The 19,503-nt window shown below is 66.0% G+C and carries 23 protein-coding genes; 6 read left to right on the top strand and 17 right to left on the bottom strand.

What is annotated here, in order from left to right; translation table 11 throughout:
• Positions 1–25 precede the first annotated feature (25 nt).
• Positions 26–943, top strand: coding sequence for a hypothetical protein (locus ACO2TI_RS04325; RefSeq protein WP_423282227.1), 918 nt, complete (start codon positions 26–28; stop codon positions 941–943).
• On the top strand, positions 940–1,731 hold the full coding sequence (locus ACO2TI_RS04320; protein WP_423282226.1) for a TniQ family protein: 792 nt from the start codon (positions 940–942) through the stop codon (positions 1,729–1,731). Before ACO2TI_RS04325 ends, ACO2TI_RS04320 begins: the two co-directional genes overlap by 4 nt.
• A gap of 146 nt (positions 1,732–1,877) precedes the next feature.
• Here ACO2TI_RS04320 and ACO2TI_RS04315 read toward each other — a convergent pair whose 3' ends face one another.
• The 13 genes from ACO2TI_RS04315 to ACO2TI_RS04255 all read right to left on the bottom strand — a co-directional run bounded on the left by ACO2TI_RS04315 (position 1,878) and on the right by ACO2TI_RS04255 (position 11,144).
• Positions 1,878–2,816: a toll/interleukin-1 receptor domain-containing protein gene (locus ACO2TI_RS04315; protein ID WP_423282225.1), complete on the bottom strand. Its 939-nt coding sequence runs from the start codon at positions 2,814–2,816 to the stop codon at positions 1,878–1,880.
• Positions 2,817–2,996: 180 nt separating this feature from the next.
• Entirely contained in the window at positions 2,997–4,748 is a 1,752-nt protein-coding gene (locus tag ACO2TI_RS04310; protein ID WP_423282224.1) for a hypothetical protein, read from the bottom strand.
• Positions 4,749–4,758: 10 nt separating this feature from the next.
• The gene (locus ACO2TI_RS04305) at positions 4,759–5,490 is read right to left on the bottom strand and encodes a hypothetical protein (protein WP_423282223.1); all 732 of its coding nucleotides are present in this window, start codon (positions 5,488–5,490) and stop codon (positions 4,759–4,761) included.
• Positions 5,491–5,602: 112 nt separating this feature from the next.
• Positions 5,603–5,998 carry a hypothetical protein gene (locus ACO2TI_RS04300; RefSeq protein WP_423282222.1) on the bottom strand — a complete coding sequence of 132 codons (396 nt, stop codon included), beginning with the start codon at positions 5,996–5,998 and terminating at the stop codon, positions 5,603–5,605.
• 64 nt (positions 5,999–6,062) lie between these two features.
• Entirely contained in the window at positions 6,063–6,371 is a 309-nt protein-coding gene (locus ACO2TI_RS04295) for a hypothetical protein (protein WP_423282221.1), read from the bottom strand.
• Between the two features lie 8 nt (positions 6,372–6,379).
• Entirely contained in the window at positions 6,380–6,613 is a 234-nt protein-coding gene (locus ACO2TI_RS04290) for a DUF2188 domain-containing protein (protein ID WP_423282220.1), read from the bottom strand.
• Between the two features lie 108 nt (positions 6,614–6,721).
• On the bottom strand, positions 6,722–7,021 hold the full coding sequence (locus ACO2TI_RS04285) for a hypothetical protein (RefSeq protein WP_423282219.1): 300 nt from the start codon (positions 7,019–7,021) through the stop codon (positions 6,722–6,724).
• Between the two features lie 100 nt (positions 7,022–7,121).
• On the bottom strand, positions 7,122–7,244 hold the full coding sequence (locus ACO2TI_RS04280) for a hypothetical protein (protein ID WP_423282218.1): 123 nt from the start codon (positions 7,242–7,244) through the stop codon (positions 7,122–7,124).
• Positions 7,245–7,423: 179 nt separating this feature from the next.
• Positions 7,424–8,041 (bottom strand): ImmA/IrrE family metallo-endopeptidase, encoded by a 618-nt coding sequence (locus ACO2TI_RS04275; protein ID WP_423282217.1) that lies wholly within the window; start codon positions 8,039–8,041, stop codon positions 7,424–7,426.
• Positions 8,038–8,403: a helix-turn-helix domain-containing protein gene (locus ACO2TI_RS04270; RefSeq protein WP_423282216.1), complete on the bottom strand. Its 366-nt coding sequence runs from the start codon at positions 8,401–8,403 to the stop codon at positions 8,038–8,040. The genes ACO2TI_RS04275 and ACO2TI_RS04270 overlap by 4 nt, the downstream gene beginning before the upstream one ends.
• A 443-nt stretch (positions 8,404–8,846) precedes the next feature.
• On the bottom strand, positions 8,847–9,209 hold the full coding sequence (locus ACO2TI_RS04265) for an antitoxin Xre/MbcA/ParS toxin-binding domain-containing protein (RefSeq protein WP_423282215.1): 363 nt from the start codon (positions 9,207–9,209) through the stop codon (positions 8,847–8,849).
• 460 nt (positions 9,210–9,669) lie between these two features.
• Positions 9,670–9,948, bottom strand: coding sequence for a MoaD/ThiS family protein (locus ACO2TI_RS04260; RefSeq protein ID WP_423282214.1), 279 nt, complete (start codon positions 9,946–9,948; stop codon positions 9,670–9,672).
• Positions 9,945–11,144, bottom strand: a complete 1,200-nt coding sequence (locus ACO2TI_RS04255) for a glycosyl hydrolase (RefSeq protein WP_423282213.1) — start codon at positions 11,142–11,144, stop codon at positions 9,945–9,947. Before ACO2TI_RS04255 ends, ACO2TI_RS04260 begins: the two co-directional genes overlap by 4 nt.
• Positions 11,145–11,350: 206 nt before the next feature.
• Here ACO2TI_RS04255 and ACO2TI_RS04250 point away from each other — a divergent pair, with 206 nt between their 5' ends.
• Entirely contained in the window at positions 11,351–11,650 is a 300-nt protein-coding gene (locus ACO2TI_RS04250; RefSeq protein ID WP_423282212.1) for a flagellar basal body rod protein, read from the top strand.
• Positions 11,651–11,704: 54 nt separating this feature from the next.
• Positions 11,705–12,601: a LysR substrate-binding domain-containing protein gene (locus ACO2TI_RS04245; protein WP_423282211.1), complete on the top strand. Its 897-nt coding sequence runs from the start codon at positions 11,705–11,707 to the stop codon at positions 12,599–12,601.
• 23 nt (positions 12,602–12,624) lie between these two features.
• Here ACO2TI_RS04245 and ACO2TI_RS04240 read toward each other — a convergent pair whose 3' ends face one another.
• Positions 12,625–13,479: an oxidoreductase gene (locus ACO2TI_RS04240; protein WP_423282210.1), complete on the bottom strand. Its 855-nt coding sequence runs from the start codon at positions 13,477–13,479 to the stop codon at positions 12,625–12,627.
• 198 nt (positions 13,480–13,677) lie between these two features.
• Between ACO2TI_RS04240 and ACO2TI_RS04235 the strand changes: the two genes are divergently transcribed.
• Positions 13,678–14,214, top strand: a complete 537-nt coding sequence (locus tag ACO2TI_RS04235; RefSeq protein WP_423282209.1) for a TlpA family protein disulfide reductase — start codon at positions 13,678–13,680, stop codon at positions 14,212–14,214.
• Positions 14,211–15,317 carry a transglutaminase-like domain-containing protein gene (locus ACO2TI_RS04230; protein ID WP_423282208.1) on the top strand — a complete coding sequence of 369 codons (1,107 nt, stop codon included), beginning with the start codon at positions 14,211–14,213 and terminating at the stop codon, positions 15,315–15,317. Before ACO2TI_RS04235 ends, ACO2TI_RS04230 begins: the two co-directional genes overlap by 4 nt.
• A 70-nt stretch (positions 15,318–15,387) precedes the next feature.
• Here ACO2TI_RS04230 and ACO2TI_RS04225 read toward each other — a convergent pair whose 3' ends face one another.
• The 3 genes from ACO2TI_RS04225 to ACO2TI_RS04215 form a co-directional block, all read right to left on the bottom strand.
• Positions 15,388–16,953, bottom strand: a complete 1,566-nt coding sequence (locus ACO2TI_RS04225) for a methyl-accepting chemotaxis protein (RefSeq protein ID WP_423282207.1) — start codon at positions 16,951–16,953, stop codon at positions 15,388–15,390.
• Positions 16,954–17,021: 68 nt separating this feature from the next.
• A complete protein-coding gene (locus tag ACO2TI_RS04220) occupies positions 17,022–17,549 on the bottom strand; it encodes a hypothetical protein (RefSeq protein ID WP_423282206.1) in 528 nt (175 codons plus the stop codon).
• A 96-nt stretch (positions 17,550–17,645) separates the two neighbouring features.
• Positions 17,646–19,499, bottom strand: a complete 1,854-nt coding sequence (locus ACO2TI_RS04215; RefSeq protein ID WP_423282205.1) for a GGDEF domain-containing protein — start codon at positions 19,497–19,499, stop codon at positions 17,646–17,648.
• Positions 19,500–19,503 lie beyond the last annotated feature (4 nt).

Here is a 19,503-nt window from a genome sequence, read left to right as displayed (position 1 = left end):
GGCCGCGAGGCCACACGAGGCTGGAATGAGCCTGCTGCTGCGGACGCTGGCGGCCAACCGCATCGGTATGGACGTCCTTCTCGAACACCTGGGGATCGGCCGCTCGATATACCTCGCAGGGTCTCGGTTGCGCACCGTGGCTTGGACCGCTGGCATCGACTCGGACTGGTTGCAACAACGCACGGTGCAACGTCACACCGAAGCTGGCGATCGCTTCTTTGTTTTGGCTGGGCATAGGGTTCACGGCCGATTGCTCGTTCGTGGCGCTTGTCCTCAACTTTGCGCCAAGTGCGTGCATGCGGGAGGGTGTTGCCTCCTCCCCTGGGAGCTCGCATGCGTCTGCGCCTGTCCTCTGCACAACTCGTTGCTGCTCGATCGGTGCCAACGATGCCGGGCCGTGATCCGATGGAACCGTCAGGCACTCGACGTGTGCCACCATTGTCAGTGGCCGTTCGCCCCTTCATCGGAATCAGCAGAAGTGCCAGCCGGTGCGATACGTTGGAGCACGTGGATCACGCAGCGGCTCGGCGATCCACCGTATGCAGCGGCCTGCGCGCTGGGCATGCCACGATGGTTGGATGGCCTGTCGATCGACGGCGCGTTTCGAGTCGTTGAGGCGTTTGGTTGCATCGAGCAGGACGCACGCCCGGTGGAGCATCGGAGTCAGGCTCTAATTTCGGCCCGATCGATGGCACAGATGCTCGATCGCGGTTTGAACCGCCTCAACATGCTCGAGGTTTCCAGCGCCGAACAACGACAGTTGGTCGACTTGGTCGATCTACCAACGTTGGAGCGTCTGGCCAAGTACGGCATCACCGAAACAGACCGGTTGACGGGGCGTGCACTTCTTAGAGCTGGCGGCCTGCGAAGACCGAAATCGATGCGCAAAGGAGGTCGCCGGCAACGAGGCCAACTCTCGCTCTTCGACTCGGAGGCCCCATGAACCATGTCGCAAGGCCGCATGGCAAGGCATGCCTTGCGGGGGTGCCGGCGCCATTGCCGCTGGAGGCTTTCACCAGTTGGCTCAGCCGCGCCGCGTTATCCCAGGGGGCCGGTCTATGGGAGTTCGCAAAGTTCCTTGGGATCAGTTTGAAACGGGATCCCGACTTTTGGCTGCCTAACGACACGATCGACCGCGCACTCGACACATGTGGGCTGCCTGCGACATCGTTCGCCGATCTTCATCGGTTCTTCGGATCGCTAAGATCGATCACCAGCAACGGCGAGCCTTTTCTTGCACGCACGCGCGGTCGCGCACAGTTTCGCTACTGTCCAAGCTGTCTGCGCGAACAGCCGACGCCCTACTTGTCGCTCCTTTGGCGTTTCATCGCTTGGCGTTGGTGTCCGACCCATGACTGCCGTCTTGAGGACCAGTGCCCGAAGTGCAAAGCCGCACTTGAGGGACCGATTGACCTGGTGGCCACCAGTTCATGTGGCGATGGCTTGCTCAGTCGCTGCAGTCACTGCGGAGAACGACTACACAGCGCGAGGCCAGGACTGGTGGGCGGGCCGGACCGTGTTGGGTTGGATGCGATGGAAACGATCCTTCTCAAGAACGCTTGCGCTGTACTGTCTGCGCTGTACTTGGGTCGCGTCGCAGACACGTTCAGCGAAGAGCCGATTGGCGTCGCGGAGCTGATTCACCTGCGCCGCCTCGGATTGCTTTCCCACCGATTTGATTGGCTCTCCGATCGCACTACGAGGCATCGGGCGGTCGAGGCGAACGAGTAGGGCTCAAGCTGAGCTCAGCGCCAGCTTCCAGGTTTCCATCCCCGCATCAGCGAGCAGCCATAAAGTCGCAGACCGGCCATCGGCCGACTCATTTCGGCGACGGCTTTCGGGAGGTCGAAGGTGCGAAGGACCCTGTGGTCCCTTCGTCATTTATGCGGTGTGTACTTGATCTGCGCCTTCACGGACTCAGGCAGCGCCTTCAGGATCGTAGGCACGACTTCGATGTCATCGACCGTCTTCCACACCAGCGTCTTCAATGGGGCGGGGACTCTATCGTCGGAGCCGCCGTGCTGAGCCAGCACGATGGGGATGATCCTGAACCCATCGGGACGCATCGCCTGCTCGTGAATCGCGCGGTCGATCTCGCGTTGAATCACGCCTGCGTCAGCGAACTGACCTGACAGGAAGAACACCGCTGCGGAGCACTCTGCGAAGGCGTTGTCGACGCCGCGCACCAGCGGGTCGCCCGCAGTGAGGTCATCGCGGTCAAACCAAGTCTTGAGGCCGACGAGTCTGAGCGCCTGATCGACCTTGTCGATGAGAGGTTTGTTCGCCCCCTTGTGGCTCAAGAAAATTCGCGAGTTCTCCATGGCGTGTCTCCGCTTCTGCGCCCAGGCAATCATGAGTCGGGCAACGGCGAGGCCGGCAGCCTCCTTCTGTGCCTTCGACGTGTCATCGTATGTTCCCGCAGGGAAGATGCCAGCCGCACCGAAGCCCTCGGTGAACTGCATTGCCTGAAACATCTCCTTCGTTGACTGAAGCTCACTGATGTCCACGAAGTCCTTCAGCGGGCCAAGTACGTCACGGCCTTCCTCGCGAAGCTTCGGCAGGTGCTTCGTTTCCATGCCTCTAGCGGGAAGATGCCCGCGCTTCTCCGGAGAGATTAAGAGCATGAACTTGTTGCCGTCCCAGGTGAAGAACAGGTCGACGTCCATCATGTCCGGGACGTAGTTCTTCAGCTCGGGATGCTTGAAGACCAATTCGTGAAGCCGCGCTTGAACCAGCCCCAGGAGATCGGCGTACGGGAGAAAACAGCCGTCGGCAATTGAGAGGTGATCGCCTCGAACAAAACCTAAGCCATCCATAGTGATTCCCCGAGATATTCTTGCTTGCGATGGTACTGTCGTCCAATGAATGGAGGGGCTACCAGAGTCCAGTTCCGGGCGCCCAACCTCGACATATCTACGCCCGCTTTGGGTCGGAAGCGGCAACCACTGAAGTCCGCTTTCGGCCCAGGAACAGACCCTACTTAACGCGACGCAGGATCAGCTTGACTGCGAGGTCGGTCCAACGCTGTCGGACCTATCGACCAACGACCCAACGAGGAGCTCTGCCCAACGCAGGCAATCGAACACCAGCGATCGCAGGATCGGCTTGGTACCGTGGACATCTCCCATGTGCGATCGAAGCGTCTGCATCACGTATGCACCTTGGTTCAGCGCGCCCTCAAGGTTCTTCTTAAAGGGCGTCGCATCAGCGTCAAGCCATCCGAGCGCATGTAGCTGGCGATCGAGTTCGGTCAGAACGCCCTTGGCCAGGGCTGCCTTTCTGCAGCGCTCCTGAAACGACGCCTTCGTCGGGTCACCAAGGTCCATGTCCTCATAGATCTTGGAAGTGACAGCATCAACGGCTCCGCAGGCGGCTGAGATAGCGCCCCCGAGATCCCCGTCGCGCAGTCGCTGCGCGGCCTTCACCAAGTCGTGGTGGGACTCCCGAGGCGTGTCTGACAGGATGTCGACATCAAACACATCCAAAGGAATCAGCGTCTGGTTAACGAAGGTCCACCCAAGCCGGCTTAGATACTCATTGAGCGTCTCGGCCGCGTCCGGTCGTCGGCGGAGAACCTCCTCAATGAGGATCGTGAGGAAGCGCCTTATGGCAGCCGGATCCATTTTGGCCACCTGTTCATCAACGGTGGACATTAGCTGCCCCTTGGTGGCACCGCCTTGCGCCTTTTGCACGAGTTGGGCGGCGGCGGTGACGTCAAAGCCCGCAAGTCCGGCAACCGCCTTGATGTCGTAGAAGCTGAACTCTTGCAAGCACGCTCTGACAGCTGGCCAAGCCCTAAGCAAGTTGTCCATGTGAGTAGGCTCCTCGGCTTTGGCAATGGCTTTGGGCGCTGTCTTGACGACAGCGAGTCGTCGCACTTCCGGAACGATGAAGCTCTTGACGAGTTCCATCGCCTCTACGGCGTCACCGCGAAGCGGTATGAGCTTCTTAAGCTGGCCAGCTAGGCCTTGCCAGCCAATGGTTTGGCAGTAGACGCGCAGAGTGTTGATCTTGCCGGTAAGGACACTGTCAATGACGCCTCGCGGTTCAAGGTCGTCGTAGTAATCGTTGAGACTGAAGGTCATGCCCTCAAGATCTTCCGCGACGGACAGCACCGCACTGGCTTGCGCTGCCGGAAGCTCGCGCTCCACATCGAACCGAGTCAGATCCGCTTCTCCGGCGCGCAGCACCGAGGGAAGATCCATACTCCTGCCAGAGGAGTTCTCACTCCAGCTTCGTACCTCTTCGACGAGGTTTGCAAAGGTCTCGTGCTTCAAGACCACCTCCGAAGGACAAACGAATGCGTCCTCCTTGTTCAAATCAGCCGACCTGCCCATACACCAGATCGACGTATCCAGCATTAGCCGAAGGGCTGTAGTGACGTCGGTACGTGACAACTGCGCTTCTGCGACCAACATGGACAACGGGACCGGGGCTTGCTGCGCCTTCCGATACTGGGTCCTGAGCGCGGCATATACACGCTCGACAGTCGCCAGCAGACGTCGAGCAGGCTCTGCGCTCAAAAACGGAAGGACGGCGGACTGGACGACATAGTGGTCGTCTTCCCGCTTTAGCCACCCCTCAGACTCAAGTTGGTCCAGAGCTCCGACCTGTGAATAGTGGTCAGCCCGGAACTTCAGCGCGGGCACCCCTCCTTGCAGAGCAAGCATCAGCTCAAGCAGTTGAGCCAGAAGGGCACTTTGTGATGCGGAGAGGAGAACTGGCAGAGCCGGCGAAGAGGTGTTCATCTGTCAATGATCACTCAAGGATGTCGCCGCCTTCTCGACTCAAAATCTTGCTCAGCCGATGCAGCAGGCTTGGAAGGCCGAGCCGCAGGGCAAGCTTGATCGCTGATTCTGCAGAGCTGCGCTTTACATGCCTCAAGAGCAGGCGCTCTTTCGTCCGCAGGTCTGTGTGTGAGTAAAAGATCGCCCACAAGACAGTGTCGGTCGGCTCCTCCCTTGCCTGCGGAGGCACTTTGCTGTCGATCAATAGCCCAAGGATCTCGGCGGTTCGGTCCGGATGCTCCCGCCCTTCGTACGCGGCGCGAGCCCAGGCCACGATCTGCCTGTTGCGCTTGGGATAGCGGAGCAGACGATTCAGCGCGTGTGTCGAGTCAGGTGCGGCCGCTATCAGCCAGGCGAGCTGATCCTCGCTGAGCTCACGGTCCCTGATGAAGGCACCCACGCACCATTGAATGTCCGGATTGCTGGAGCCGACGAAGTGCTGATAGAGCCGAAACAGCAACCCGACTGTGCTCGGCTCGAGCGTTTGACCAGGCGGCGCGTTGCGGATCGTCGAACGAACGGTTCGAAGGCAATCGAGCGTGCGGAAGCGCTTCTTGCCTTCGATGGCCTCGACAAGGAGCGAAGCCAGCCACTTGACGACAAAGTCCGTCCCTGGCGCGAGCCTTAGGGCACGCCGATTTGCGTGCATGAGCCGAACACTCGAGGCAAGAGCCGGGAGGAACCGCTCGGGCTCGAACACCACCAGGTGAGCTTCAACGTCGGATGGAGTGACCACAGGTACCAACTTGAGCCAGACAACAGTGGAAGCGGCGAGTGGACAGACTAAGCACTCCGGGCGTACCAAGTGATCTCCGTCAAACCCGCGCAAGCAACATGAGCTTGCCCGCTGCGGCGAACACGACAAGACACAGCACGGAGTAGAGAACAATATTTACTCTATTGGTCTTCTGCAGCTTACCTGCCGCCACAAGACCGTGAGCAAAGTTCGCCGCGAAGAGTATCCACGGCAGAGCAAAGAGCAGCGCACCTGCTGCAAGCGTGAGCGTCCTCTCAAGGATGCCAGGCTCCGATCCGGCTTCAGTCAGCACCTTGACGGCCGCCCAAAGCATCGCGCCACAGATCCCGTAGTTTCGGATGTGGTCAAAGATGAACTTAAGGTTCACATCCTTGGGCTCGATATGGAGGATGTGCTTCAGGAATTGGTCTTGAGTCAATGAGTCCTGCGACTCAGTAATCAGCTCAGTTTTCATCGGGAACAGCAGCGGCTACAAGGGTCCAAGGTACTTGAATCGAGGCATAACGCTCCTCGCGTGACTAAAGGTAGGCGCGCAGACGCTCGCCCATCTGCGTTAGCACTATCCCCGTGATCACGGCAACCACAGCGGGCAGGCATCCGACGATCGACTCTGGGATCCACCAAGTTGGAAGACTTGGATAGAGCGTGGCAAGGGTCTGCTCGGTCGCCAATTTCTTTCCCATCGTCTGAACAATGCCCACGGCCGCATTCGCAACGTTGCCGATCGCACCTATGGTCAAGACGCCGCCGCCAAAGCGGATCAGGGCGCGGCCAAGGCTCGTTAGGCGACGAGGTTCAGTTAAGAAGTACTCGATGACGCGATCCATAGGAACTCCTAGTGCTTGTCGTCCTTGGGCGGGTTAGGGTCGTTGCCGTAGCTATTGCTGTTTCGGATCGTTCCATCGGGCCGGTGGATAACGACCTCAACCTTTTCGCGCTTGGCTTGCTCGCGCGCCTTCTCGATGGCCTCCCGTTGCGTGTCGGCAGTGCGACCGATGCGGCTCGCACCTTCCGTTCGCGTCGCCCAGCCATCCTTATGCGGCACGACGTGGATGTCCTTCTTGGTCATTGCATGCTCCTTGTGGCGCCCTGCGGGCACGGTGGAGGGATCCGAAGCTCGAACTCGCTGGCGCTCTCGTACGAACTCACTCCAGCGACAGTCGAGCCCGGCGGGTGATCACGCGTACTGGCCCCAGTTCTGAATCAACCATTGGTCGATTCCTTGACGTGAGCGGACGTTGCTGGGCACGTGCTGCCGGATCAGTCGCTCTGCCTTCTGGGCACTCGCCTTGGTAGCCGGCGGCGGATTCCAGGTATGACGATCACAGAAGCGACTGATGAAGTGGAGCACCTCGTAGCCTTCGTGGCGATTGAGGAGCGTGGCATCGGGCTCGCCGGTGAGGCGAGGGTCGTCGCCTCGAAAGGTGGACCAGCTGTAGTCCTTGTAGATCAGATCGGACTTGGTGATGATCGGCATGATGATCTAGTCGAAGTTCGTGCGAGAAGGCGCTTCGGACAACCAGCCGAAGCCACAGAGGGCAGCCGCTCGAAGGCGGCCGCCTCTTACCCTGGAAGAATCAGCTGAACAACGCCAGCTGACCCGGATGTGAGCGCCAGTGCTGCGACACCCACTCCCACTTCCCGAAGCGAAAGCGGCGATAGGCCATCACGAAGACGCTCTTCACGCGTGCGTAAGCCATGCTTACCTCCTGTGAAGAAGGTGGCAGGGTTTTGGCTTGTACCCGGGCTCGCAGTGCGACTAAACTCGCCGGCGTCTTCCCCAAGACATTGACAAGTGGACCCGGTGGATGAGGTAGACCCTGATTCACCCCACCCTGAACGCCCGCGAATCGTTGGAAGCGATTCGTGGGCTTTCTCTTTAGCGCAGGTCGTCGAACAACCCCCTCTCGTTCTTGGCCGGGATGACGCCGCGCTTGACCAAGTTGTCGATTCGATAACCCGCCGCTTGCGCGCTCGTGCCGCAAAGCTGGGCAAGTTCGTGGGCGGATCGCGCCTGCACACATGCCTCGATCGGCATCATGACTGCAGCGGTCAGCGCCTTGGCTTGCCACTCGGAGTCTTCATAGAACTCATGCTTGCCCAGGGTCGCACCACGATGCAGCGTGACCGCATGGTTGAGCACGATGTGCGCGAGTTCATGGACAACGGTGCTCCGCGAGAACACGTCGTCGTCAAACAGACCCTCGTAGACATCCTCGCGGACCACGACGATCTTGCGTTCGGGCATCGCGAACGCAGCGCAGTCCTGCAGCTCGGCGACTGCTTCATAGACGTAGTTGTAGCCGGCCTTGGGTAGGGTCTGCTCCAACACACGCAAGCAGTCGATCGCCGTATCCGAGCGTCCGCGGCGCGAGATCGTCGGCAACAGCGGGCGTAAGTCACGGGCAACGACTTCGAGCTTGTCGTAGCTCATGCCCGCGACCTTCATGCCAGAAGGCGTGCGCGCGCCGCGGGCGGCGGTTCCCAGGGTGGTCATTTGCTGCGGCCCTTCTTCTTGATCCACTCGCGGATCTCCGGGGTGGGCGAGTCACCTTCCTGGAGGCGCCGAGCAAACGCGGCCACCAAGCCGCGCGCGTCCGGGCTCAGCGTGTCCATCACGATCAGGTCCTTCGACGCCTCGCCGGCTTCGAGCAACTGGTCGAGCTCCGGATGGGTCGCATGGGGACGGAAAAAGTCCAGCGCCGACTTGATGTGCTGATCGGTCAACCGTCGTTCCCCATATTCGATGCCGCTCAGGTAAGAAGAACTGATCTTCATGGCGTCGGCCATCGCCTTCAGAGACGTCTCGTACCGCATTCGCAGGTGGCGGACCTTCTCGCCAAACGGGGTAAGTTTCATGGTTGCTCCTGCAGTGACGGGGGGGTGCTCTAGGTCGTTCGCGAGATTGTATAGGAATTCACAAACTTGTGAAGACATTCTCTATGTTGAGATGCAACACCATTCCCTCACCCATGCCCTGAGTGCGAGCTGGGCGCTCGGATCCGGTCCCAGTTCAATGACGACGTTGCAGCCGCTATGCTGGCTAGATGGTGACCAAGATCCAACCGCCGGGAGCCCAGCGGGCCATCGACACTGGCACAAGGCTCGGTACGGTGCCGCCAAACTGCGACTCGGCGACACGGCAGTCGATAGCGTCCCTCGTGTCGAATGAGGCTGGGCGCCGGCTCACCGAGAACCTACGCCTTCTGGCGACCGATGAGGAACTGCGCTCTTGGGTTAGCCGCCGGCTGGTCTAGGCGTGGAAGGCCAAGTCGAGATTCCGCCGCGACCAGCTTTCGACGTTAGCTGTAGACGCCGAACTCGAGGCGAGTCAGAAGATCGTTGACCACCTTCGCGCCCTCGGTGGTTCGCAACAGCTCAATCGGGCGTTGGCAGCCAAGTCCAATTGCCGGGTCGGACAACCATTGTTCAGCCCGCGCCAGACTGCCAAGGACTTCGGAAGCAGTAGCCACCGTCTCCGCAATGACCCATGCCTGGCTAGCCAAGTTGGGCGCCATGGGATTCCGAGGCGACGCCTTCTGTCGATGCAGCGTGCGCGCGTTAATCCCTAGGACCTTGACGACATCACCGTGGGGGATCGACCCAAGGCTCGTCATGAGGAAGAACAAGGACCGGAACTGGAACACACCTTCGAGGATGGCCAAGTGCACATCCAGTCGGCAGGTTAGGGGACGCTTGAAGAGCTTCCCAGCGCCCAAAAGCTCGCTCGACACCCTTAGGAGACGAGCCTCACGCTCCGCAAAGCCCAGGTATGGCGTCTCCGCGGCCGCTAGGCCAGCGCGGGCCGCGCTTTCAGCCGGCCGCCGGTCTTGCCCTTGCTCGATGGCACGCATCAGCCAAGTTTGGCACGCCCAGGTCAGGGCTGTTCGGAATCAGCGCCCCAGCCCGCAAACGAGAGTTCAGAACTCAGTGAGCAAGGCTGCCGAAAGTTCAGACTTCAGTGACTAACGCGTTCAAACGTTGTTGACCTAAACCCGCGTAAGTCTTTGTCGGACAACAGTTTCCTGTTCAACGCTGAGTGAATCTCGACAGCGGGTTCGACACGACGCATCGATCCGCCACACTGCTTCGTTTCGGATCCGGGCGCGCCGCGCCCCGAGCGGCTCAGCCGCCGCTGAGCGCCAGAACGACCGCCACGAAATCCTCGGCCTGCAGCCCATGCCCGAGGTCGCGCACCCCCAGGCCGTTGACGAAGATGCGCATGTTCGGGCGCAGCCGGTTCTGCTCATCGACCACCCGAAAGCGCAGCCCCGGGTAGCGCCGATCGAGATCGTCGAACAGCGCATCGAGCGTCGCGCCGGCGGCCTCGACCCGCGCCGCATGCGTGTAGCTGCGCAGCGCTTCGGGCAGCAGCACCTTCACCGGTCCATCTCCCGTGCTCATGCGACTTCAGCCGCTTCCACCGCGTAGATCTCCGGCAGGTGGCGCGCGATATTCGACCAGCGCGCGCCCTCGTCGTGCCCGATCCACAGCTCGCCGCTGGTCGTGCCCAGGTACAGCGCCGGGTTGGCCTGCGCATCCACCGTCATCGCCTGGCGCTTGACGGTCCACCAGGCCTGGCTCGCGGGCAGGCCCTGGTCCTGACGCTGCCAGGTGCGCCCGCCGTTGCGCGTCACGTAGGCCGCGGGGCAACCATCGGGGCTGGTGCGCGGCCACACCGAGGTGCCGTCCATCGGGAACACCCAGGCGGTGTCGGCGTCGTGCGGGTGCACCACCATCGGAAAGCCGATGTCGCCGACGCGCTTGGGCATCTTCCGGCCGATGCGCTCCCAGGTATCGCCCGGCCGGTCGAGGCGGTAGATGCCGCAGTGGTTCTGCTGGTACAGCCGGTCGGGGCGGCTCGGGCACAGCCGCACGCAGTGCGGGTCGTGAAAGGTGACGACGGCGGGATCGAATCCCTCGACCACCTCCAGGCCCTTGATCAGCGTGGCCCAGCTGCGCCCGCCGTCGCGCGACTCGTGCACGCCGCCGCCCGACATCGCGAACAGCAGGTGCATCGGGTCGCGCGGATCGACGATCACCGAATGCAGCTTGGGCCCGTCGGGCGTGCCGTCCTGCGCCGAGCCCATCCACTCGCGAAACCGCGGGTCGTCATTGACCGACGCCAGCGGCGCCCAGCTCGCGCCGCCGTCTTCCGAGCGAAACAGGCCTTGCGGCGAGGTGCCCACGTACCAGGTGCCGCGCTCGCTGGCATGCCCCGGCGTGAGCCAGAAGCTGTGGTCGACCGAGCGCGCCGGCAGGCCGCCGGCCGCAGGCTGCGCGAAGGCCGGCGGCCGCTCGGCCTCTTTCCACCTGCGGCCGAGGTCGGTCGAGCGAAAGATCGTCGGCCCCAGGTGGCCGGTCTTGGCCGCGGCCAGCAGCGTGCGGCCGTCGCGGGGGTCGAGTTGCAGGTGGCTGATGTTGTGGCCGAGGAAATGCGGCCCGTCGGCCGTCCAGGTCTTGCGCCGCGCATCGCCGTGGAACAGCCATGCGCCCTTGCGCGTGGCGACGAGCAGGACCAGGCGTGCCGGCGGCGCGCCGCGCTCGCGCGAGGCAGACGGCTTCGAAGCGGACGAGGCGGGGGCGGAAGGTCTTGGCATGGCGGTTCCTCGGTGTTGGGTGGCGACGGACGAAGCGGTGTCAGCTCCACGACGATCGAGACCGTCCGATCTCGACAGGCGACGCGACGGCACGCGCGAGACCCTGTTGCCGGCCATGCAACGTCGGCGTGAAGCATTCGACGCCCGCTCCATGGGCGTCAGCCCCCGACGCGCACGATGCCATCGTCACCGGGACAATGTTCTCGATGCAATCCGTCTTGGCCATCGCCCGCACCGGCATGAGCGCCGCCCAGTCGAGCCTCGGCTCGTCGGCGCACAACATCGCCAACCTGGGCACCAATGGCTTCCGGCGCGAGCAGGTCTTGCAGGTCGAGCAGGCCGAAGGCGGCGTTGCGACCTCTCGATACCAGGCCTCGCAGCCCGGCAACGAACTCGAGCGCGACGTTGTCGGCCAGCTCGCGGCCAAGAACGCCTTCCTCGCCAACCTGGCCGTGTTCCGCACCGCGGACGCGATGGCCGGCAGCCTGCTCAGCATCCGCGCCTGAGTTCGTCGGGCCCGCGCGTCGGCGGGCCGGCTTCGGCAAGAATCGCCGCCAGCCATGGACGACCTCAAGGCCTTGTCGACGCTCGCGCTGGTGGTGGAAACCGGCAGCTTCCGGCGCGCCGCGGTCGAGCTGGGCGTCGCGCCGCAGGCGACGAGCAAGACCGTGCGCCAGCTGGAGGCGCAGCTGGGCGTGCGGCTGCTGCACCGCACGACGCGGCGGCTCAATCTCACCGACGAAGGCGAGCGGCTGCTGGCCCAGGTGCGTCCGGCACTGTCGACGATCCGCGACGCGATGGCGCAGTCGCGCGTGTCACGCGCCGAGCTCGGCGGCATGCTGCGCATCACCGCGCCGCGCTCGCTCGGGCAGCACCTGGTGCTGCCGCTGATCGCGTCCTTCGTCGAGCAGCATCCCGAGGTCCAGGTGGAGCTCGAGCTGGAGGACCGGATCTCCGACACCGTGGCCGACAAGATCGACGTCGGCTTTCGCACCGGCGGCGGCATGGACCGCAACGTCGTCGCGCGGCGGCTGTTGGACATCCAGCACTGGATCTGCGCGTCGCCTCAGTACCTGGAGCGCCACGGCCGGCCGCGCCAGTGGGCCGATCTCGCGCGGCACCGCTGCACGGGCTTTCGGCACGTCAACACCGGCAAGCTGATGCCGTGGGAGTACGGCGAGAACGGCGAGACCACCTACCGCGACGTGCCCGCCAGTTTCACGACCAACGATGTCGACGCCGAGGTGCACGCGGTCGTCGCCGGCCTCGGCATCGGCCAGCTGCCGAGCTACATCGCCGCGCCGCTGATCCGCGAGGGCCGGCTGGTGCAGGTGCTCGCACGCCACACCAGCGAGCGCATCGGCCTTTATCTCTACTACCCGCAGCGCGCCCACCTGGCAACGCGCGCGCGCCGCTTCATCGACTTCGCGGTCGCGCAGCTGCGCCCCCCGCGCTGAGGGCGCGGCGGCCGAACGAGGGGTCAGCTCGCGACGTCGTCATGGTCGGTCGAGACCGCGAGTTCGCGCCAGGCGGCCAGCTCAGCCTCGACCACGCGGTGCTTCTCGCCAAGCCGCGCAACCGTGTCGCTGCCCAACGGCAGGTGCACCGGCGGCTCGGGTGCGTCGACCAGCTTCAGCAGCGCCTGCGCCAGCTTCTTCGGGTCGCCCGGCTGCTGGTGGTTGGCGCCGCGCATCAGCGTGCGCATCGCGCCGACCGTGGGCGCGTAGTCGGCGATCTCGCGCGCGGTCTTGACCATCGAGCTGGCGTCGAGGAAGTCAGTGCGGAAGAAGCCGGGCTGCACCGTCGTCGCGCGGATGCCCAGCGGCGCCAGTTCGAGCGCCAAGGCCGCGGTCAGGCCCTCGACGGCGAACTTGGTCGCGCCGTAGACGCCCCAGCCCGCATAGGCGGAAAAGCCGCCGACCGACGAGATGTTGATCACGTGGCCCGCGCCGGCGCGGCGCATGTGCGGCAGTACCGCGCGCGTCACGTTGAGCAGGCCGAACACGTTGGTCGCGAACTGACGCTCGGTCTCCTTCGCGCTCGCCTCCTCGACCGCGCCGAGCAGGCCGTAGCCGGCGTTGTTGAGCAGCACGTCGATGCGGCCGAAGCGCGCGATCGCCAGCTCCGCGGCCGCTTGCGCCTGCAGCTCGTCGGTCACGTCGAGCGCGACGGCGAGCAGCCGCTCGTGGGCGCCGAGCGCGGCCTGGATCGCCTCGGGCCGGCGTGCCGTGGCAACGACGCTGTCGCCGCGCGCCAGCGCGGCGCGCGCGGTGTCGAGGCCGAAGCCGCGCGACGCGCCGGTGATGAACCAGACCTTGGGTTGCTGCGTAGCCATGTCGATGTCCTTTCGATGAGAAGTGGAGGCAGAAGTCACGGAACGAAATCTAGGCAAGGACACCGGCATCCGGTAGATCGCCAATCGGCGTTTGATTGGCAACCCGGCGTTGCCAATGCACGGTACGGCCGCGCGGCGGCCCGAAGCGCGCGCCCGCTGGTACGACAATGCGCGCCCGTCCTCGTTTGCCGCTTCGCCATGCCCCGCCGCCGTGATGTCCTCGCCGCCTTGTGCACGCTCGGCACCGGCGCGGCGGCGGCGCAGGCCGAGCGCCGCATCGCGCGCTTTCGCCGCTGGCCCGCCAACCAGCCGACGCCCGCCACCGAACTCCCCGGCTGGGACGGCGGCGCGCCGCTGCGCCTGGCCGAGCTGCGCGGCCAGGTGGTGGTGCTGAACTTCTGGGCCAGCTGGTGCGAGCCCTGCCGCAGCGAGCTGCCCTCGCTCGAGCTGCTCGACGAGCGCCACGGCCGCGACGGCCTGCGCGTGATCGCGGTCAACTACCGCGAGACCGACGGCACGCTCAAGCGCTTTCTCTCGCAATGGCCGTTGTCGCTGCCGATCGTGCGCGACGCCGACGGCGCCGCCGCGCGCGCCTGGCAGGTGCGCGTGTTCCCGACCACCGCCGTCGTCGCGCGCGACGGCCGCGCCGCCTTCGTCGTCACCGGCGAAGTCGACTGGATCTCCGACGAAGCCCTTGGATGGCTGCGCCCGCTTCTTCAATCCCGCCGACCATGAACGCCTCCCTCTCCCGCCGCCGCTTGCTGAAGACCCTGGGCGCCGCTTGCTCGCTGCCCGCGCTGGCGCACGCCGCCGCCGCGCGCCGCTTCGAGCCGCAGCCCGGCGCCTGGCGCAGCTTCGACGTCACCACCACCGTCGAGGTCGCCGAGCCGCAGGGCACGACGCGCCTGTGGCTGCCGGTGCCCGACATCGACACCGGCTGGCAGACCACGCTGGACCATCAGTGGAGCAGCAATGCGACGAGTGCGCGCCTTGTCTCCGACGCGGCACGCGGCACGCGCATGCTCCACGCCGAGTTCGCACCGAACGTCGAGCGCCCGGTGATCGCGCTGACCAGCCGCGTGCGCACGCGCAGCCGCGCGGTCGACTGGTCGCAGCGCAGCGATGTTCGCGAAGACCCGGCCGTGCTGCGCGCCGCACTCGCCCCCACCGAACTGCTGCCGCTCGACGGCATCGTGCGCGAGACGGCCCGCGATGCCACGCGCGGCGCGAAGACCGATCTCGACAAGGTGCGCGCGATCTACGACTGGGTCATCGCCAACGCCTGGCGCGAGCCGAAGACGCGCGGCTGCGGCACCGGCGACATCAAGGCCATGCTCGAGACCGGCAACCTCGGCGGCAAGTGCGCCGATCTCAACGCAGTGTTCGTCGGCCTGTGCCGCGCCAGCGGCGTGCCGGCGCGCGATGTCTACGGCCTGCGGCTCGCGCCCTCGGCGTTCGGCTACAAGGAGCTGGGCGCCAACCCGGCCAGCCTCAAGGGCGCGCAGCATTGCCGCGCCGAGGCCTGGATCGCCGGCTTCGGCTGGGTCGCGATGGACCCGGCCGACGTGCTCAAGGTCGCCCGCCAGGAAACGCCCGAGTGGCTCAAGGACCCGGCGCACCCGGTGGTCGCGCCGGTCAAGGCCGGCCTGTTCGGCCGTTGGGAAGGCAACTGGGTCGGCTGGAACACCGCGCACGACTTGCGCCTGCTGAACAGTGCGGCCAAGGGCACGCTGCCGTTCCTGATGTATCCGATCGGCGAGAACGCGAGCGGCCGCTTCGACGAGCTCTCGCCCGACAGCTTCCGCTACACGATCGCGGCGCGCGAGCTCGCGGCATAGGTTCCCTTGCTCCCGCAGAAAAGGGCGAAACCGCGCTCGAGCTGCTTTCCTTTCAATGGCGCCGGTGCGTTCAAGCGCCTGGCGCCGCCTCGAAACGGAACACCGCCACGGCCTGCTGCAGGCGCTGCGCCTGCTCCTTGAGACTCTCGGCCGCGGCGGCGCCTTGTTCGACCAGCGCGGCGTTCTGCTGCGTCATCCGGTCGAGGTTGGTGACGGCCGAGTTGACCTGGCCGATGCCGTCCGATTGCTCGGCGGCGGCCGCGGTGATCTCGCCGATGATGTCGCTGACGCGTCGCACCGAGGCGACGATCTCGTTCATCGCACCGCCCGCGTCTTGCACCAGCTTGGCGCCCGAGTCGACCTTCTCGACCGAAGCGCCGATCAGCGTCTTGATCTCCTTGGCCGCGTCGGCGCTGCGCTGCGCGAGGCTGCGCACCTCGGAGGCCACGACCGCGAAGCCGCGGCCTTGTTCGCCGGCACGCGCGGCCTCGACCGCGGCGTTCAAAGCGAGGATGTTGGTCTGGAACGCGATGCCGTCGATCACGCCGATGATGTCGACGATCTTCTTCGAGCTGGCGTTGATCTCGTCCATCGTCGCAACCACCTGCGCGACCACCTCGCCGCCCTTGGCGGCCGAGGTCGAAGCGGAAGACGCCAGCTGATTGGCGGTGCGCGCCGAATCGGCCGTCTGCTTGACGGTGCCGGTCAGCTGCTCCATCGACGCCGCGGTTTCCTGCAGGTTCGACGCCGTCTGCTCGGTGCGCGCCGAGAGATCCTGGTTGCCGGTCGCGATCTCGGTGCTGGCGGTCGTGACGCCGTCGGCCGAGCGGCGCACCTGACCCAGCAGCGTCACCAGCGAGGCGCGCATGGCATTGAGGCCGCGCTGCGCCTGCGACAGTTCGTCGCGGCCGTGCGCGCCGAGCGCCGATCCGAGGTCACCGGTCGCCCATGCGGCCACCGCGTCCTGCAGCTCGTGCAGCGGGCGCGTGATCGAACGGCTGATGGCCAGCGTGAGCCAGGCGCCCAGCGCCACGGCCAGCGCGGTCGCGCCCAGCATCATCGCGTGCGCCTGGCGCGTGCGCTGCACGAGTTCGGCCTGCGCTGCCTGCGCGCGCGCGTCGATCGCCTCGACCAGCGCGGCCAGCGCCGTGTCGGCGGCGCGCACCTCGCCCTTGAGACTTTCCATCGCGGCATTGGCCGCCCAAGGGTCGTTGAGCTCGCCGCGGTCGATGCGCTGGTTCAGGCCGAGCAGACCCTGGCGGTAGTTCGAGATGCCCTCGGCCAGTCGCTCGACGACGGCGTGCTGCGCCTCGGGCAGGCCGGCGCTCGCCTCGCCGATGCGCGCCAGCAGCGCGTCGATCTCGGCCTGCCAGAGCTTGCGGTAGTGCTCGGTCTGTTCCTCGTTGCCGAGGTTGAGGAACTGGTCCTTCTCGTAACGCCGCGCATTGGCCACGCCGGTGCGCACGTCGCCCAGCGCACGCATTGCGGCCATGTTGGTGCGCAAGGTCGCGTCGGCACGCTCGGCTTCGCGTGAAAGCTGCAAGCCGGCGTAGACGCCCAGCGCCACGGCAACCAGGCAGGTCAGCGCCAGCAACAGCATTAGGCGGGTACGGATCTTCAGGTCGGAGAGTTTCATGTTCGCGGCGGTCGCCCGTGGGGACCGCGGTCAATGGCATCGAGCGATATCGGCGACCAGGACGCCTTCTATAGGGAGACGTCGAGCGCCGCGGGCTCGGGCAGCTGGCGGCCGACGCGCTCGCGAAACACCGCCGCGCGGTCGGCGCCGGCATGCTCGGCCACCGCCTCCGCGGCCCGTTCGATCCATGCGCGCAGCTCGGCCTCGTCCTGCACCTCGCGCGAGGCCTCGCGCAGCGCGCCGTCGCGGCCCGGCAGCATCAGCGCAACGAGGTCGAGCGCGTACAGCTTGACCGCACCGAGCGGCAGACCCGCGCGCGCCGGTTCGCTCGGCGCGGCAGGCGCGCTCGGGGCGGCCGCCACCGGCGCGAGCCAGCCCTCGGCCAGCATGCGGCGCAGCCCCGGCTCGTCCAGGCCGAGCGAGCGCAGCGGCGCCGCCAGTTCGCGCAGCGGCTTGCGGCCGTCGACGATGATCAGGAACAGGCGCTGCGAGCGCGTGCCGGGAAAGCTGCCGTCGCGCAAGGCGTTGCGCGCCCGCACGGTCTTGGCGAGCACGGTCGAGGCCGCGAGCGCGATCGAAGGAGTTGGGGACTGCATGGCGCGCGACAGCGTGGCAGCCCCGTGCGAAACGACGATGACGCGCGCCGCCGAGCCGCACGCGAACGGGCTTTGCGTGACCTGCTTCTCGCGCCGTCAGCGCGGCGCTTCGGCAGGCACCGGCGCCTCGTCGTTGCGCACCAGCACGCCGCGGTTGGCGTGCTTGGCATGGCGCTTGGCCCAGGCCGCGGCGTTGGCGACATCGGCCGCCTGCCGGTAGCGCTGCGGTGCGACCGGCACCGCGCCGATCGTCAGCGTCGTCACCGGATGGAAGCGCGGCACGCCATGGCGGTCTTCGGCCCAGATGCCGCCGGCGGCGAGCGCCTCGGCATCGAACAGCTCGCGCGCCGCGGCGTTGAAGGCCGCGACGATGCGCTCGCAGCGCTCGAGCCAGTCGTCGCTCTGGAACAGCACGACGAAATCGTCGCCGCCGACGTGGCCCACGAAGTCGCGCCGCGCATCGCAGTGGGCCACCAGCGCGCGCGCCACCAGGCGGATCATCTCGTCGCCGCGCCAGTAACCGTAGTGGTCGTTGAACGGCTTGAAGTGGTTCAGGTCCGCATACGCGGCGACGAAGTCGCGCCCGCTTTCGAGCAGGCGCTCGATGTGGTCGGTGATCGGGATGTTGCCGGGCAGGAAGGTCAGCGGGTTGGCATGCCGCGCGGCCTCGATGCGCGCCTCGGTCACCGCGCGCACCAGCGACTCGCCGGTGCCCAGCCCGCGGTAGCGACCGCCCTCGATGAGCACGAAGCCCTCGGTCAGGTAGCGCTGGTCCGACGAGGTCAGCACCGTGGTCAGCTCCTCGATGCCGGTGTGCACGTCGATCAGCAGCGGTGAAAGGTTGGCGAAGGTGGTGCAGGGCTTGCGGCCGTACAGCTCGCGGAAATAGGGCTTGGCGTAGTGCGCGACGAAGGCCTGGCGGTTGAGCAGCCCCTTGACGCGCTGGTCGGCGTCGACGATCGCCACCGCGTGCAGCGACTCGTGCAGGCGCAGCAGCTCGAACACCTCGTCGTGCGGCGTCTGCGGCGCCACGGTGGGCGCCGGGATGCGCAGCCGCGCCGCCGTGATGCCGCGGTTGCTGGCGCGCCGCTGCTGCGGAAAGACCGCGATGTCCGGGCTTTCGAGCACGCGGCGCGCCGCCGGCAGCGGCTCGTCCACCGGCTGCAGGGCCGGGCGGCCGAGCGCGAAGCCCTGGCCCAGCGGCACGCCGAGGTCGCGCAGCAGGCGCAGCTCGTCGTCGCTCTCGATGCCCTCGGCGACGATGCGCGTGCCAAAGGTCTCGGCGATCTGCAGCAGCGCGCGCCAGGTCTGCAGCTTCTCGCCCTTGCGCGCCAGGTCGCGGGTGAAGAACTTGTCGATCTTCACCAGCTCGGGCTTGAGCTCGGACCACAGCCGCAGCGACGAGCGGCCGTCGCCGAAGTCGTCGAGCGCCAGCGCGACGCCTTGCTCGCGCAGCGGCTGCACCGCCGCCAGCAGCGCCTGCGTGTCGCGCACGTGCTCGTGCTCGGTGAGCTCGATCACCAGGCTGGCCGCCGCGACGCCCGAGCCGGTGGCGGCCCACACGAGGTCGCGGAAGTCCTGCGTCTGCAGCACGTCGATCAGCGCGCCGGCCGAGAGGTTGACGAACAGCTTGCCCGGCGTCGCATGCCGGTCCCAGGCCGCGAAGGCCTCGTGCACGCACTCGGCCTCGAGCCGGTGCGAGACCTGCTGCTCGCGCGCGGCGGCGAACAGCTGGTCCGGCGTCGGCCACAGGCAGCCGGCGGGCGGGCGCACCAGCGCCTCGTGGCCGAAGACGGCGCCGCCGGCCAGCTCGACGATGGGCTGGAAGTGGATCCTCAGCGCGCGCTGCTCGATCAGCTGCAGCACGCTGCGCGAGGCCAGCGGCGCGTAGACCGAGGCGTCGCCGTGGTACGCCGGCAGCGCGGCAAGAGCGGAAGTCGGCGGGGCCATCGTG

Source organism: Caldimonas sp. KR1-144 (genome assembly GCF_049446155.1).
In the GTDB taxonomy this organism is placed as follows: domain Bacteria; phylum Pseudomonadota; class Gammaproteobacteria; order Burkholderiales; family Burkholderiaceae_C; genus Rivibacter.
This window is presented reverse-complemented; position numbering and strand designations above follow the sequence as displayed.